This window comes from Caulobacter sp. GW821-FHT10A06, from assembly GCF_059415805.1.
Genome location: NZ_JBWKNY010000001.1, coordinates 448,381 through 464,346, shown reverse-complemented (window position 1 = coordinate 464,346; position 15,966 = coordinate 448,381). Strand labels below are relative to the sequence as shown.

The 15,966-nt window shown below is 69.0% G+C and carries 8 protein-coding genes; 4 read left to right on the top strand and 4 right to left on the bottom strand.

What is annotated here, in order from left to right; all coding sequences use genetic code 11:
- Nucleotides 1-95: 95 nt before the first annotated feature.
- Both AC07NF_RS02085 and AC07NF_RS02080 read right to left on the bottom strand, forming a co-directional pair.
- A complete protein-coding gene (locus AC07NF_RS02085; RefSeq protein WP_494631569.1) occupies nucleotides 96-2,189 on the bottom strand; it encodes a catalase in 2,094 nt (697 codons plus the stop codon).
- 237 nt (nucleotides 2,190-2,426) lie between these two features.
- Nucleotides 2,427-5,486: a TonB-dependent receptor domain-containing protein gene (locus tag AC07NF_RS02080; RefSeq protein ID WP_494631571.1), complete on the bottom strand. Its 3,060-nt coding sequence runs from the start codon at nucleotides 5,484-5,486 to the stop codon at nucleotides 2,427-2,429.
- A gap of 146 nt (nucleotides 5,487-5,632) precedes the next feature.
- Here AC07NF_RS02080 and AC07NF_RS02075 point away from each other — a divergent pair, with 146 nt between their 5' ends.
- Complete coding sequence (locus tag AC07NF_RS02075) at nucleotides 5,633-7,042, top strand: glycoside hydrolase family 28 protein (protein WP_494631573.1); 1,410 nt, start codon at nucleotides 5,633-5,635, stop codon at nucleotides 7,040-7,042.
- Here the strand turns inward: AC07NF_RS02075 and AC07NF_RS02070 are convergent.
- On the bottom strand, nucleotides 7,023-8,642 hold the full coding sequence (locus tag AC07NF_RS02070) for a glycoside hydrolase family 43 protein (protein WP_494631576.1): 1,620 nt from the start codon (nucleotides 8,640-8,642) through the stop codon (nucleotides 7,023-7,025). The genes AC07NF_RS02075 and AC07NF_RS02070 overlap by 20 nt on opposite strands.
- A 13-nt stretch (nucleotides 8,643-8,655) precedes the next feature.
- Entirely contained in the window at nucleotides 8,656-10,239 is a 1,584-nt protein-coding gene (locus tag AC07NF_RS02065) for a rhamnogalacturonidase (protein ID WP_494631580.1), read from the bottom strand.
- 239 nt (nucleotides 10,240-10,478) lie between these two features.
- Here AC07NF_RS02065 and AC07NF_RS02060 point away from each other — a divergent pair, with 239 nt between their 5' ends.
- From AC07NF_RS02060 to AC07NF_RS02050, 3 genes are read left to right on the top strand one after another with little or no spacing between them, the layout of a single operon-like run.
- Nucleotides 10,479-11,489 (top strand): efflux RND transporter periplasmic adaptor subunit, encoded by a 1,011-nt coding sequence (locus AC07NF_RS02060; RefSeq protein WP_494631585.1) that lies wholly within the window; start codon nucleotides 10,479-10,481, stop codon nucleotides 11,487-11,489.
- Nucleotides 11,490-11,491: 2 nt separating this feature from the next.
- Entirely contained in the window at nucleotides 11,492-14,575 is a 3,084-nt protein-coding gene (locus AC07NF_RS02055) for an efflux RND transporter permease subunit (protein WP_494631589.1), read from the top strand.
- Nucleotides 14,572-15,957, top strand: coding sequence for an efflux transporter outer membrane subunit (locus AC07NF_RS02050; protein ID WP_494631593.1), 1,386 nt, complete (start codon nucleotides 14,572-14,574; stop codon nucleotides 15,955-15,957). The genes AC07NF_RS02055 and AC07NF_RS02050 overlap by 4 nt, the downstream gene beginning before the upstream one ends.
- The last annotated feature ends 9 nt before the right edge of the window (nucleotides 15,958-15,966 follow it).

Here is a 15,966-nt window from a genome sequence, read left to right as displayed (position 1 = left end):
AGCTAACGCCTCTCGGGTCGAAAGCGGTCTTGTCGGGCGCCCCGAACGATCCGGACGCGGATCTCTACAGAGCTTGAGCGTGGCGCCCGCCAGGATTAGGCCAAGGTTCGCACCTTCGGCTCGCGATCCCAGAACCGCTTGGCCGCCGCCGTGATGAAGTCACCGCCCAGGTCGGTCACGCCCTCGTCCGGCTCAACGCCAGCCTTGTCGAGCAAGGGCTGGGCGGCGTCGCTAGCGCCGATCGCTTTCAGGTGACCGAAAGCGTCCATGACGAATTGGACGGCGGCGGCTTCCTTGAGCAGGGCCGCGCAGCCCTCTTCGGACAGCACCAGCGCGATGGCGTCCACCGTCACCGACGGCGTCCCGGCCAGCTGGCCATCGGCCGGGATCAGGGTCCCGTCCGCGCCTTTGGCTCCGCCGATCTTCGGCGCGATGACCTTGGCCACGGCCCCGGCCTTTTTGATCGCCGCCTTCAGCTTGTCGACCGCCTTGGCGTCCGAGCCGTCTGCCACCAAAACCCCGATGACGTGGCCCTTGATGTCGGCAGGCTCCAACGGTCCGTTGATGATCCGCAGGGCTGGCGACAGCGCCAGGTCCTGGACCGGAACCGCCGCCTTCGAGGCCTTGGGCACAGGCATGTTCAAGCCCGCGCCGACGCGCTTGGCGAGGTCGGGATCGACATTGACGAGGTTGGACAGCATCCGTGTCCGCACCGCCTCGATGCCGACCTTGGAGAGTTCGAACACCAGGGCCGAGGCCAGGTGCGCCTGCTCGGCCGGATCCAGCGAACGGAAGAACAGCCGCGCCTGGCTGTAGTGGTCGGCGAAGCTCTCCGGGCGGACCCGCAGCTTCTCCGCGCCCAGGTCGGCGCCGACGCTGGTGGTGCGGAAGCCGGTGACCGGACATTCGCGCGGACCACCCTCCTCTCCCGCTGTCTCGGCGAGGCTGTTGGGTTCGTAGTTGGCGCGGCCCTTGGGCTGCAGCATCTGCATCATGCCGTCGCGCTGGAAGTTCATCACCGGGCACTTGGGGGCGTTGACCGGGATCTGATGGAAGTTGGCCGTGCCCAGACGACTCTTCTGGGTATCGAGATACGAAAACAGCCGCCCCTGCAGCAGCGGGTCCTCGGTGAAGTCGACGCCAGGTACGATGTTGCCCGGGCAGAAGGCGACCTGCTCGGTCTCGGCGAAGAAGTTGTCCGGATAACGATCCAGCACCATCCGCCCGATCGGCTGCACCGGCAGCACCTCTTCCGGAATGATCTTGGTCGGGTCCAGCACGTCGAACGGCAGGCTGTCGGCGAAGGCCTGGTCGAAGGCCTGGACGCCCAGCTCCCATTCGGGAAAGTCGCCGCGCTGGATGGCCTCGAAGAGGTCGCGGCGCTGGAAGTCGGGATCGGCGCCGGCGATCTTCACCGCCTCGTCCCAGATCGTCGAGGCCACGCCCTGCTTGGGCTTCCAGTGGAACTTGACGAAGGTCACCTTGTCCTTGGCGTCGACCAGCCGGAACGTGTGGACGCCAAAGCCCTGCATGGTGCGCAAGGAGCGTGGGATGGTCCGGTCGCTCATCGCCCACATGATCATGTGGGTGCTCTCGGGCATCAGGCTGATGAAGTCCCAGAAGGTGTCGTGGGCGCTGGCGGCCTGCGGATAGCCGCGATCGGCCTCCATCTTCACCGAATGGACCAGGTCGGGGAACTTCATGGCGTCCTGGATGAAGAACACCGGGATGTTGTTGCCGACGAGATCCCAGTTGCCCTGCTGGGTATAGAACTTCACAGCGAAGCCGCGCACGTCGCGGGGCGTGTCGACGCTGCCCGCGCCACCGGCCACGGTGGAGAAGCGCACGAACACGGGCGTCTTCTCGCCGGGGCGCTGGAAGAGGTCGGCCTTGGACAGCTTCGCCGCGCCTTCGTAGGCCTCGAAATAGCCGTGGGCGGCCGAACCGCGGGCGTGGACGATGCGCTCGGGGATCCGTTCGTGGTCGAAGTGGAAGATCTTCTCGCGAAGGACGAAGTCTTCCAGCAGCACCGGCCCGCGGGCGCCCGCCTTCAGCTGGTTCTGGTTGTCGGAGACCCGGATGCCCTGGTTGGTGGTCAGATGACCTTCAGGGCTGTGCGGACCGCCGTCCGGCACGCGCTGATGGGTCTCGTCGCCTTCGCCGCGCTCGGTGATGAAGCCGTCGTCCATGGTCGCCTCCTCGAAGCCCGACGTTCGGGTCGAGGGCCAAACCCGTGCTGGCCGGGGCGGTTCCGTGACTAAACCTGCGTAGCATCCAACTGCCGTCGTCAGCGCTCCGCCAGAAACTGGACCTTCGCGAGGCCTGGCGCCCAAAAAGAGACGGCCGGCGCTTTCGCGCCGACCGTAGGGGAGGTCGTTCAAGCCTGGCGACAGGGGTGAAGGACCCATCGCCAAGCCGGGGTCCGGCTAGAACCGGGCGGTCACGCTTGCGTAGACCACCCTGCCCTCGACATCGTAGGTCGCCGAGAACGTGTTGTTCGACGGCGCCGACGAACCGACGATGGGCGGGTTCTTGTCGAACAGGTTGCGGACGCCGGCGGTGACCGAGATGTCCTTGGTCACGTCATAGGCGCCGGTCAGGTCGAAGTAGCTCTGCGCCTTGATCACCGGCGTGGTCAGCGTCGCCTTGTCGGGGAACGCCGCGCCGAGGCGCTTGGGCAGCAGGTAGGTGTCGACCGTCACTTCGCCGATGTAGCGGTGACGCAGGCTGAGCGTCGCCGGGCCCGAGCGCCAGGTGATGCGCGTCGTGCCCTTCCATTCTGGGATCGGCTGGCCGCAGGTCGGGCCGAACGAACCGACGCAGTAGTTCTTGGTCGCCGGCAGCGCCTGGACGGGCGTGGCGGTGAACTCATCGGTGTAGGTGAAGTTGGTCCCGATATCGAAGCGGCTCTCGCCGAACGGACCCCAGGCCAGGTTGAAGCGGTAGCTGGCGTCGAAGTCGACGCCCGAGGTCTTCAGGCCGCCGGTGTTGCCGTTGGTGGTGGTGACATAGCCCGGCGCGGCGATCTGGCCGGTCAGGGGGTCGCGGGTGATCGCCTTACAGAACACGCTATTGGCGTCCTGGATGGTGTTGTAGCAGAGGCTCAGGGTGTTCGCGATGCCGCCGCCCAGGGGCGCGATGGCGCCGTCCAGGTTGATCTTGAAGTAGTCGACGCTCAGCGCCAGGCCGGGCGCGAAGCGCGGCTGCAGCACCAGGCCGAAGGTCGTGGTGTCCGACTCTTCGGGACCGACGTTCGGATTGCCGCCCGAGACCTGGTTGATGAAGGTGTTGGGCTGCACCGACAGGGTGAAGACCGAAGCCGTCGGCACGCCGGTGGCCACGCAGATCGCCCGCACCGCCGCCGTCTGCTGGGCCGTCGGCTGGCGGCTCGAGCAGGGATCGACCGCCGAGGGGCCGCTGGTGGTGTTGCCGCCGAACAGCTCGCCCACGTTCGGCGCGCGGATGGCGTGCTGGAACTGGCCGCGCAGGGTGATGTCGGAGATCGGCGCGTACTCGCCGCCCACCGAATAGGTCCACACGCCGCCGACGCCGGCCAGGTCGTAGTCGGAATAGCGGAAGGCGCCGTTGACGCTGGCGCGCTCGCCCAGGGGCGAGTCCTTCAGCAGCGGCACACGGACTTCGCCGTAGACTTCCTTAACCGACTCCGAGCCCTTGGTCGGCAGGGCGGCGTTGAAGCCGGAAACGTCGCCGGAAGCCAGGAAGCTGTCGGGGACGAACCGCGCCGAGGCCTTGCGGTATTCGGCGCCGGTGCTGAAGTCGATCGGGCCGGCCCAGGTGTCGAACAGCTCACCGGCCAGGCTGGCGGCCAGGACCTGTTGCGAGGACTCCGTGTAGTTGGTCGACGACACCGCGATCGAGCTGGCGCCCTGCGGCGACAGGTTGGCGCCGAAGATGTTGAGCACCGGGGCCGCACCGCCCACCGACAGCAGGCCCGCCTGGAACTTGCTGAGCGAAGCCGCCCCGCTGGAGATGCTCGTGTCGGTGGTGCGCGTGTAGGTGTAATAGGCGTCGTACCGCAGATTGCGCAGGAAGCCCTCGGAAACGCTGCCCACGTCGCCGCGCAGGCCGATCGCCGAGCGGAAGGCCGAGCGGTCAGCGGTGTTGAGGCGGTTGCCCACGTCGGGCAGGCGGCGGTTGACGTTCAGGACGGCCAGGCCGTCGCCGGCGACCGTGGTCAGCGAGGACGTGCCGTTGGTGACGCGAACCGTGCCGGTTTCAGCCAGATCGAGCTGACGCAGCACGTCCTGCAATTGGGGCGTCAGATAGGGATTGTTGGTGTTGAGCAGGAAGTTGCCGCCGATGCCGCTGGGCGGCAGCTGCATCGAGACACGGTTGTTGCTGTAGTGGGCCTCGGCATAGCCCGTCATGTGCGAATTGAAGTCGTAGTGACCGGCCAGGTTGGCCATCCAGCGGCGCTGGGGAATGACCAGATAGGCGGCCGGACCCAGATCGTAGTCGTCGCCGGGCGTAACGGCCGGCCGGGCGACCTTGCCCGCGTTGTCGAAGGTGAAGCCGCGCGAGCCCATGCCGCCGAGCCCCGCCGCGGCGAGCGCGGCCGTCAGGCCGGGGCTCGAGGGCGATCCGACGGTGACGAACCGGCCGTTGGGAATGGTGCCGCTGCCACCGAAGATCAGCCCCGGCCGCCCTCCCGCCGACACGCAGGTCTGGCCGGCCGCAATGGCCTGCGGCGTGCCCGGACGCGTGGCGCTCCATGTGCCGGCCGTAACGCACCCGTCGGCCATGCTGGGCGTGGCCCAGCCGCCACGGTCGCCGCGCGTGTAGCCGCCGCGATCCAGGTAGTTCAGCGCCACGACCACATTGCCGCGATCGTCGGCGAAGTTCGCGCCGAAGGTCAGGTCGGCCGTGTAGGTCTTGGTCTTGGTGTGGGTGTCCTGGCGAGCCTCGCCGGTCAGCTCCACGCCCTGGAAGTCGTCCTTCATGATGAAGTTGACGACGCCGGTGATGGCGTCCGAGCCATAGACGGCCGACGAGCCGCCGGTGACGGTCTCGACGCGCTTGATGAGCGCCGCCGGGATCGTGTTGATGTCGGTCGTCTGGTCCGGCCCGGTGATCGTGAAGCGCCGGCCATTGACCAGCACCAGGTTACGCTGGGCGCCGAAGCCGCGCAGGTTCAGCGTCGCGGTCCCGCCCGGCACGGTGTTGGCCGTCGGGCCGTTGTTCTGCGACCCCAGGAACTGGGGCGTGTCGTTCAGCAGCGTCTCGACGTTCTGCGTGCCCGATAGGCCGATCTCTTCCGCGCCGATCACGGTGACTGGCGTCGGAGCCTTGAAGCCACGGGCCGACAGGCGCGAGCCGGTCACGACCACCTCGGTCACGGTGTCGGTCTCAGCCGCCGCCGGAGTTTGGGTTTGAGCTTGTGCCAGCGCTGGCACAAGCATGGCTGCCGCCAGCGCGATGGCCGTTTCACAGCCCATGAACAGGCGTTGTTTGTGAGTGTTCTTCATAGTCCCCTCCCGTAGGTACCGCTATCATTTGCGGTCATTATGGTAACGGTACCTCAAATTCCGACATATGCAATGGGTGTCCATAAATTGGTATTCCGGGGCTATCTGAGCCGGCTATCAATCTGGCTGATTGCAAGGACCTGGCTATGACCCGCCTGACGCTATCTCGTCGAAGCTTGCTGGCAGGCGCCATCGCCCTTCCGGGCGTGGCGACCGCCGCCCCTGACGCGTGGGCCGCAGCCGTGGCGATCCGGCGCGAGATCCGGCCGCCGACGTTCGGCGCACGTCGATGGGACATCACGCGCGCCGGCGCTGTCCAAGGCGATGTGGATGCGACAAGCGCGGCCATCGCCAAGGCGATCCAGGACTGCGTGGCGGGCGGCGGCGGGCGGGTGGTCGTACCGCCTGGCCGATGGCCGACCGGCGCGATCCGGCTGCGCAGCGGCGTCGAGCTGCACCTGATGCAAGGCGCCACCCTGGTCTTCAGCACCGATCCCGCCCGCTACCCGATGGTCGCCACGCGCTGGGAAGGGGTCGAGCTGATCAACTACGCCCCGCTGGTCTTTGCCGACGGCGAGCATGACGTGGCGATCACCGGCAGCGGAACGCTCGACGGCCAGGGCCCGGCCTGGTGGTCTTGGAGCAGTGGCGCGCAGTTTGGCTGGCGCCCGGGCATGCCCGACCAGCGCAAGGCCCGTGAGACCCTCTTCGCCATGGCCGAACGCGGTCTCCCGCTCGCCGAGCGCGTCTTCGGCGAAGGCTCGTACCTGCGGCCGCCGATGGTGCAGTTCCAGAACTGCGAGAACGTGCTCGTCGAGGGCGTCACCTTGCGCGACGCGCCCTTCTGGACCCTGCATCCCGTCCTGTGCCGCAACGTGACCGTCCGTGACGTGACGTTCATCGGCCACGGCCCCAACACTGACGGCTGCGATCCGGAGTCGGTGGACGGCATGCTAATCGAACGCTGCACCTTCGACTGCGGCGACGACTGCATCGCCATCAAGTCCGGTCGCAACGCCGACGGTCGCCGCCTGGCCAAGCCGACCCGCAACATCCTGATCCAGGACTGCGTGATGAAGGACGGCCACGGCGGGGTGGTGATCGGCAGCGAGGTCTCCGGCGGCGTCGACAACGTCTTCGTCCAGCGCTGCCACATGGACAGCGAGGATCTCTGGTACGCCCTGCGCTTCAAGAACAACGCCATGCGCGGCGGGATCATCCAGGACATCTACGCCCGCGACGTCACCGTCGGGCGCGTGTCGCGCGCGGCGATCCTCTGCGACTTCAACTACGAGGAAGGCGCGCGCGGCGGCTTCACGCCGGTGCTGCGCAAGGTCCGGATCGAGCGGATGCGGGCCCACGCCGCCGCCCAGGTCCTCGACCTGCAAGGCCTGCCGAACGCGCCGCTGGGCGAGATCGTGCTGAGCGACTGCCGCTTCGACGGGGTCACCAAGGCCAGTGTCATCGCCCATGCCGACGCGCTGCGGCTGGAGCGCGTCACCGTCAACAGACGACGCGTCCCCTCCCCGGCCCTGCTCAGCGCGCCACCGACTTGACGTCGACCCAGTCGAAGTCAGCGACACCAGGCTTGCTCTGCCCCGGCTGGCCATAGCTGAACAGCGCCGGCCGCGCGCCCTTCCACCAGGAAAAGCGCGGCAGGACCCCGCCGCCCATGTCGACGAAGGTCTTTCCGCCGTCGCGGCTGTAGCTGTAGTGCGCGGCCTGGTCGGCGACAGCCACCCGCAGGTCGACCGCGTCGGCCGGCAAAGCCGGCCCCAGGGTGTCGACGCCTCGGAGCGAGAAGACGACGCGGATCTGGCCATCCCTGCGGATCGCGCCGATCGCCCCGATCCCCGCGCCGAACATGGCCAGGCCCGCCCGCTGCCCTTCGACCAGGCCCTTGGCGTCGAGGCGCGCGGTGATCACCGAGCTTCGGCTCTGCAGCGACTGGGTCAGGGTGTTGCGAGCGCTGACCAGATTGACCGCCGGCCCACCCGTCAGGCGCAGGAAGCCGGATCGCGCCGTCAGGCTCCAGCGGCTGTCGTCGGGATTGTGGTTCCACTCCCACTGAGGCCCGAGCTTGGCGGTCGAGAACGCATCGGAGGTCTGCGGCGAAACCGGCGCGAAGCGTCCGCCGACATCGGGCATCGCGTGCGTGAGGACCGGCCGGCCGCCCTGCGCATCCGGCCCCGCGCCGGGGATCGGCTCGCCGATGAACGGCCAATCGTCCTTCCAGGTCAGCGGCTGCAGATGGACGATGCGGCCATAGGCGCCTTCGCTGTTGAAGTGGATGAACCAGCCCTGGCCCGAGGGCGTCTCGACCCAACCGCCCTGGTGCGGGCCCTTCAGGCCGTTGCCCGGGACCAGCACCTCGCGATGCTCGTAAGGCCCCCAGATCGACCGGGAGCGCATCACCGCCTGGGGTCCCGTATCGACCCCGCCGATCGGCGCGAAGATGTAGTACCAGCCGTTGCGCTTGTAGAGCTTGGGCCCCTCCAGCACCGGCAGGGCCTTAGCGTCCTCGACGATGACCTTGCCCTCGTCCAGCACCGACTGGCCGTCCGGGGCCATGCGGTGCAGCACCAGTGGGCCCGCGCCGACCTTGCCGTGGACCAGATAGGCCTGGCCGTCGTCGTCCCAGAAGGGGCACGGGTCCTCGAAGTTCGGCCCGGCCACCACCGCCACCGGCGCGCTCCACGGCCCGTCGACCTTGGTCGCGGTCGACATGAAAATCCCCTCATAGGGGGTGGCGAAATAGACGTAGAACTTGCCGTCGTGATGGCGGATCGACGGCGCCCACACCCCGCCGGCATAGCGCTGGCCGGAGGTGCGCTGGTCGCGCGGCATGCGCTTGCCCGCATCGTCGGTCGGCACCGGCCCGGGCAGGTCGTACTCCGGCGCGAACGGCAGCTTGGGCAGCACGTGGCTGGCGATCGTCCAGTGGACCAGGTCCTTGGACGTCAGGATCGGCACGCCGGGCGAGAAGTGAAAGCTGGACGCCACCAGATAGTAGGTGTCGCCAACCCGGATCACGTCCGGGTCGGAATAGTCGGCCGGCAGCACAGGGTTGCGATAGACGGCTGCCGGCTTGGGCGCGGCGAGCGCTGGCGCGGCCAAGGCCAGGGCCGTCGCCGCCAGAAATCCCATCACGCGCATCACAAGGCTCCGCCTAGAACGACTGGGTCGTCGTCTCGTCAATCCGGCGATCGGGCAGCCAGCGACTGCCGAACGACCGGAAGCCGGTGACGTTGTCGAGCAGGAAGCTCGGCCCCTTGGGCAGGCGCAGTCGGAAGAGATCGATCTCCTCGACATCGTTCAGCCAGAAGGCCGGACGCGCGTCCGCCGCCTCGGTGACGATCTCCACGTTGCTCATCTCGATGTTGCGGGCGTGGCGGATGAAGAAGCCGCTGGCCGGCAGGTCGCCGAACATGTCGGGATCGGGATAGGCCTTGTCGGCCTCGGGCGGCCGACGCCTGGCCAGCTCAGCCGAGCCGCCCCCCTGTGAGTGGAAATAGACGTCGCTGATCTTGACGTCCTCGACCGGGTGACCCGCGACGCCGGCGATGATCGACGGCTGCGGCGTGGCGCCATGGCTGACGATGTTCTGGATGGTGATCCGCCGCAGCTTGCCCACCACCGCGCCCGCCGGACCGCGCATGCGGCTGCCCAGGCGCAGGAACAGCGGCGGAAAGCCCAGACCACGCATGGTGATGTTGCTGATGGCGATATCTTCGGTCAGCGCCCCGTCCATCGTCTCCAGCGCAATGCCGTAGCAGTGGTCGAACACGCAGTTGGTGATGGTGACGTTCTTGAAGCCACCGTTCGACTCCGTCCCTAGCTTGATCCGACCATAGCCGTGGAAGCCCGGCGGCATCTTCTTCCAGGTCCCGTCGATCACCGAGCCCATCTCGTAGTTGCCGGTCAGGAAGCAGTCGGAGATCGTCAGGTTCTCGGTTGGCCGGGCATAGCCGAGCGCGAACGAGCTCTTGGGACAGATGCCGTCGTCCCAAGGCGAATTGATCGTGCAGTTGGTGACGCGGACGTTGCGGCAACAGTCGATGTCCAGGCCGTCGCGGTTGGTGTCGACGATCAGGTTGTCGATCGTCATGTTGTCGACGCCGGTAGCCAGCAGCGCGAACCACCCGCCCTGCAGGACCTTGAAGTCGCGCAGCAGCACGTTGCGGCAGTTCTTCAGGGCGATGGCCTTGTCGCCGACGCCGGGGCCGGAGATGTCAGGCGCATCGCCCGGGAAACGGTTGCCGCGGGTCAGGCCCTTGCCCCAGATCAGGCCGGTCCCGACGATGGACACGTCGTGCAGGCCCTCGCCGAAGATCAGGCTGTTGTTCCAGTGGCTGTGACCATAGTCCTGGAAGGCGTTCCCCGCGCCGGGACCGGGATCGTCATAGCCGTTGGGCGCGACGCCATTGGGCGCGGCGGCCAGGATCACGGCCCCTTCGCCCAAATGCAGGGTGATGTTGCTCTTCAGGCGCAGGGTGTAGCAGGCGTAGGTTCCAGGCGGAAAATGCACCGTCCCGCCGCCCAGCGACGCCACGTAGTCGATCGCCTTGTTGATGGCCGGCGAGTCGATCGTCGCCCCGTCACCGACGGCGCCGAAATCACGGACGCTGAAGATGTGCGGCGTAGGGCCTCGCGCCGGGCCGACCGGTGTCGCGGCGCGGGCGACATGGGGCGGAGCAAGCGCCGCGCCTCCCACCAAGGCGCCCAGCATAAGTCCTCGTCGATCCATGGTCATCGCACCCCTCCCATCGCCCGTTTTGTCAGGTCTGGCGCGAGACAAGCAATCTGAGCGCAATAGAGTCAACGACAATTTGTTACCGGTAGCATTGACGATGCCAGCGCTGGCGCCCGCGCCGTGCCTCTTCCGCCTCTCGCTCTCGGACGAACCTTCGCGGATCGTATAGTTCCGGCCATCGGGAACCAAGGGCGCGCCCGCCATCAACGACACGGATCATCCAACGAGGAGACCGTGTCTTGGCGCCCCTACCGCCCCCTGCCCTCCGCCGCGCGCCGGAGACCCTGGCCGTCCTCGCTGCCTGCCTGACGCTGACAGCCTGCGGCCAAGGCAAGCCCGCCGCCTCCAACCCCAAACCGGCGAAGGTCGAGGCCATTGGCCACGAGACCGAGCTGATGCGCCTGACGCTGACGCCGCAGGCCGAGACCCGGCTGGGACTGCGGTACGCCCGGGTCGAGCGCGGTTCGGCCCGCCAGAGCCGCGTGACCCATGGCGAGGTCATGGCCGCGCCGTTCGCCGGCGGCCTGCCGATCACCACCGCTCAGGACCTCGGAGCCCTAGCCGCGGCCCAGGCTCGCGCCGATGGCGAGGTCGGCCGCCTGACCGCCGAGGCCGACGTCGCCCGCAAGGCCTTCGACCGCGCTCAGGCGCTGGTCCGCGAAGGCGCGGGCAGCCTGCGAGCTCAGGACGAGGCCGAGTCGGTCATGGGCGCGGCCCGGGCGAACCTGACTGCCGCCCGCCAACAGCGCGCGCTGCTGGGCCCCCGGCTCACCGGCGCGACGCACGCCGCCAACCTCTGGGTGAAGGTCTCGGTGTTCGCCGGCGATCTGGCCCGCCTGGACCGCGCCGGCGCAGCTCAGGTGCGACCGCTCGGCGACGACCAGCTGCTGATCGCTCGTCCCGTCGCCGGGCCGCCGTCGGCCAGCCCGACCGCCGGAGCCGTGGATCTCTACTACGCCCTCGCCAATCCGGACGGTCGTCTCCGGCTGGGTGAACGGGTCGCCGTCGCCCTGCCGGTGCGAGGCGACGAGAGCGGACTGGTCGTCCCGGCCTCGGCCCTATTGAACGACATCCACGGCGGCGAGTGGGTCTATGTCCGCACCAAGCCCCAGACCTTCGAGCGACGGCGCATCGAGGCGGCCAGCCATCAGGGCGACCGCATCGTACTGGCGCGCGGCCTCAGCGCGGGCGTCGAGGTGGTGTCCGCCGGCGCGGCCGAACTGTTCGGCACGGAATTCGGAGCCAAATAGCTATGCTGAGCTGGCTTGTTCGAAGCGCGCTGCAGCAGCGCGTACTGGTCATCGCGATCGCCCTCGTCCTGGTGCTGCTGGGCCTGAGGGCGACGCAGGGCGTCCCGCTGGACGTCTTTCCCGAGTTCGCCCCGCCGATGGTCGAGGTGCAAACCGAAGGTCCAGGCCTGTCGACCGAGGAGATCGAGAACCTGGTGACCGTGCCGCTGGAGGCCGGCGTCAACGGCGTGCCCGGCCTCAAGACCCTGCGGTCGAAGTCGGTGCTGGGGCTGTCCTCGGTGGTCCTGATCTTCAAGGAAGGCACGGACGTCGTCCGCGCCCGCCAGCTGGTCCAGGAGCGGGTGGCCATGGTCGCGCCACGCCTGCCGGTCAGCGTGCGACCGCCGGTCATGTTGCCGCCGCTGTCGGCCACCAGCCGGGCCATGAAGATCGGCATCTCGTCCAAGAGCATGGACCAGATGGCGCTGTCGGAGCTGGTGCGCTGGACGATGAAGCCCCGCCTGATGGCCGTGCCCGGTGTCGCCAACGTCGCCGTCTGGGGTCAGCGCGATCCGCAGCTGCAGGTGCTGGTCGACCCGGCTCGCCTGAATGCGGCCGGCGTCACCCTGGCCGAGGTGCAGCGCGCCGCCGGCGACGCGGCGGTAATCGGCGGCGGCGGCTTCGTCGACACGCCCAACCAGCGCCTGGCCGTCCGTCACCTGGCCCCCGCCGTCACCGCCGAGGATCTGGCCCGCACGGTGATCAAGCTGTCCGGCGGCGCGCCCGTGCGCCTGGGCGACGTAGCCGAGGTCGTACGCGATCACGCCGCCCCGATCGGCAGCGCCATCATCAATGACGGCCCAGGCCTGCTGCTGATCGTCGAGAAACAACAGGGCGGCAACACGCTGGACGTCACGCGCGGGATCGAAGCGGCCCTGGCCGACCTGAAGCCGGGCCTGACCGGCGTCGAGATCGACTCGACCATCTTCCGTCCCGCCACCTTCATCGAGCGCTCGATCGGCAACCTGACCAACGCCCTGTGGCTGGGCTGCGCGCTGGTCGCCATCGTGCTGATCGCCTTCACCCGCGACTGGCGCTCGGCGACCATCAGCCTGACGGCCATTCCACTGTCGCTGCTGGGCGCGGCTCTGGTGCTGTCCTGGAGCGGCGCCAGCATCAACACCATGGTCATCGCCGGCCTGGTCATCGCGCTGGGCGAGATCGTCGACGACGCCATCATCGACGTCGAGAACATCGGCCGCCGCCTGCGGCTGAACCGGGCCTTGGCGACACCCGCCCCGCCCCTGCAAGTGGTGCTGCAGGCCTCGCTGGAAGTGCGCAGCGCCGTCGTCTTCGCCAGCCTGATCGTCATGCTGGTCTTCCTGCCGATCTTCTTCCTGGAAGGCGTCTCGGGCTCGTTCTTCCGCCCGCTGGCCACCGCCTACATCCTGGCGATCGGGACCTCATTGCTGGTGGCCCTGACGGTGACGCCGGCGCTGTGTCTGTTCCTGCTGCCCAACGCCGCCGAGCATTCTCGCGAGCCCGGCTATGTGCGCCGCCTCAAGGCCCGCTATCGCGCCTTCCTGCCGCGCATCCTGCACCGCCCTCGCCTGGCGGTCGGAATCATCATCGGCGGCCTGGCGCTGGCGGGGGTCGGCTCGCTGTTCACCAAGGACCAGTTCCTGCCGAACTTCCGCGAAACCGACTTCCTGATGCACTTCGTCGAGAAGCCCGGGACCTCGATCGAGGCCATGGAGCGGGTGACGATCCAGGCCAGCCGCGAGCTGCGGTCCATCCCGGGCGTGCGCAACTTTGGCTCGCACATCGGTCGGGCCGAAGGCGGCGACGAGGTCTATGGCCCGCACTTCACCGAGCTGTGGATCAGCCTGGATGAGAAAGCGGACTACGACGCCAGCGTCGCCAAGATCCAGGAGGCCATCGACGGCTATCCTGGCCTTTATCGCGACGTGCTGACCTATCTGCGCGAGCGCATCAAGGAGGTCCTGACCGGGGCCGGCGCCAGCATCGTGGTCCGCATCTATGGCCCCGAGGTCGACGGCCTGCGGTCCACCGCCCAGACGGTGCGCGCCGCCCTCGCCGACGTGCCCGGCGTCACCGAACTGAAGGTCGAGCAGCAGACCCTGATCCCGCAGATCCAGATCCAGCCCCGCGCCGAGGCCCTGGCCGCCTATGGCCTGACGCCGGGCGAGGTGCGCCGCGCCGTTAGCACGGTGATCGCCGGGACCAAGGTCGGCGAGGTCTATCGCGACCAGGTCAGCAACGACGTCGTCGTCTGGGGCGTCGCGGCCGCTCGGGGTGACCTGCACGCGATCAGCGACCTGCTGATCGCCACGCCGCTGGGCGCCCAGGTCCGGCTGTCGGAAGTGGCGCGGGTGCGCATCGCGCCGGCCGCCAACGAGATCAAGCGCGAGAACGGCTCACGCCGGATCGACGTGACCCTGAACGTCGCCGGCGGCGACCTGGGCGCCGTGGCCCGCGCGGTTGAGGCCAAGGTTGCAGGGATACGCTTCGCCCAAGGCTACCACCCGGAAGTGCTGGGCGAATATGCCGAGCGCCAAGCCTCGTCGCAGCGACTGTCGATGCTGGGCGCCCTGTGCTTCCTGGGCGTGCTGCTGCTGGTCTGGCTGGAGTTCCGCAGCTTGCGGATCACCGCCCTGGTGGCCGTCAGCCTGCCCTTCGCCCTGCTGGGCGGGGTGATCGCCGTGCTGCTGTCGGGCGGGACCATGTCCCTGGGATCGGTCGTGGGCTTCGTCACCGTGCTGGGCATCTCGGCCCGCAACGGCATCATGATGCTCAGCCACTTCAAGCATCTGGAGCAGCACGAGGGCGAGACCTTCGGCCCGGGCCTGATCCTGCGCGGCGCCGAGGAGCGGCTGGCCCCGATCCTGATGACCGCCCTTTGCGCGGCCCTGGCCCTGCTGCCCCTGGTCGTCAACGGCGACAAGCCCGGCCACGAGATCGAGCACCCGATGGCGCTGGTGATCCTGGGCGGCCTGGTCAGTTCCACCCTGCTGAACCTGCTGTTGATGCCGACCCTGTATGGTCGCTTCGGCCGCGCTCCTGAACCGAAAGGCCTGGCCCGATGAGGCGCACGCTCACCATCTTGGCGGCGTCGGCCATGCTGGCCGCCTGCGCGACCACGACGTCGCCGCCCCCTACTCCGCCCGCCACGGCTCTGGCGCCGTTCATCGGAACACAAGCGGCGGACGCTCTGCCCGGCGCGCCGCCGGAGCGCTGGTGGCGCCTGTTCGACGATGCGACGCTGGACGCCCATGTGCAGCGCGCCCTGGCGGCCAATCTCGACCTCAAGGTCGCGCTGGCCAATCTCGAGACCGCCCGCGCGGCGGCGCGTCAGTCCAACGCCGCGCGCCTGCCCTCGACGGTGCTCGAGAGCGGCGCGGGTCCCCAGCGCGCCGATCGCCAGCCCAGCACCACCGCCGTGCCCAAGACCAGCTACGAGCTGGGCGCGGCCGTGGCGTTCGAAGTCGATCTCTTCGGCCGCCTGCGCCAGGCCGCTCAGGCCGCCGACGCAGATGCCGAAGCGGTCCGAGCGGCGCATGATGCAGCGGCGGTCACCGTCGCAGCCGACACGGTAGGCGCCTATCTCGATCTCTGCGTGGCGAACGCCGGCCTGGCCCTGGCCCGAGAGCTGGCCACGACACAGGCCAACGCCCTGTCCCTGGCCGAGGAGCAGTTGAAAGCCGGCGAAGTGTCGCCGCTGGAACGCGCCCAGGCCGCCACCCTGCGTGACCAGGCCGCCGCCACGATCCCGGACCTCGAAGCCGATCGCCGACGCGCGCTCTTCCGCCTGGCGACACTGGAGGGCCTGCCGCCCGCCTCGGCCGCCAGCTTCGACGCCTCTTGTGCGGTGATCCCGCGCATCGCCTCGTCCTTCCCGGTCGGCGACGGCGCGGCCCTGCTGGCGCGGCGTCCCGACGTCCGTGAGGCCGAGCACCGCCTGGTCGGTGCGACGGCTCGACTGGGCGTCGCGCGCGCTGATCTCTATCCTCGCATGCAGCTCGGCGGCTCGGGCGGTCTGATCGGCGGCGGCAGCGACGCCTTCCTCACGCCGCTCATCACCTGGGCCTTCCCCAACCAGGCGGCGATCCGCGCCCGGATCGGCGCGGCGGATGGCGCACGCGCGACCGCCCTGGCAAGCTGGGAGCGGACCGTGCTGCGGGCGCTGGAGGAGGTCGAGACGGCGCTGTCGGACTATCAGGCGCGCACGGCTCGGCGCGAGACCCTCGCGGCGGCGGCCACATCCAGCGCCGAGGCCGCCCGACGCGCCCAGGCCCGCCACCGTCTGGGCGCGGATACCTACCTGGTCGTGGTCGACGCCGAGCGCACCCGTAACGCCGTTGCCGCGCAGTCGCTGACCGCCGAGGCCTCCGTCGCCCGCGCCCAGGTGGCGGTGTTCCGCGCCCTGGGCGGCGGCTGGGAGGTCGCTCCCGGCGGCCCGGGACGCTAGACTGCGCGC

What these genes read in the sequence shown, in the direction of transcription:
- AC07NF_RS02085 (WP_494631569.1), bottom strand. Translation starts at nt 2,189, where the DNA reads ATGGACGACGGCTTCATCACCGAGCGCGGCGAAGGCGACGAGACCCAT.
- AC07NF_RS02080 (WP_494631571.1), bottom strand. Translation starts at nt 5,486, where the DNA reads ATGAAGAACACTCACAAACAACGCCTGTTCATGGGCTGTGAAACGGCC.
- AC07NF_RS02075 (WP_494631573.1), top strand. Translation starts at nt 5,633, where the DNA reads ATGACCCGCCTGACGCTATCTCGTCGAAGCTTGCTGGCAGGCGCCATC.
- AC07NF_RS02070 (WP_494631576.1), bottom strand. Translation starts at nt 8,642, where the DNA reads ATGCGCGTGATGGGATTTCTGGCGGCGACGGCCCTGGCCTTGGCCGCG.
- AC07NF_RS02065 (WP_494631580.1), bottom strand. Translation starts at nt 10,239, where the DNA reads ATGACCATGGATCGACGAGGACTTATGCTGGGCGCCTTGGTGGGAGGC.
- AC07NF_RS02055 (WP_494631589.1), top strand. Translation starts at nt 11,492, where the DNA reads ATGCTGAGCTGGCTTGTTCGAAGCGCGCTGCAGCAGCGCGTACTGGTC.
- AC07NF_RS02050 (WP_494631593.1), top strand. Translation starts at nt 14,572, where the DNA reads ATGAGGCGCACGCTCACCATCTTGGCGGCGTCGGCCATGCTGGCCGCC.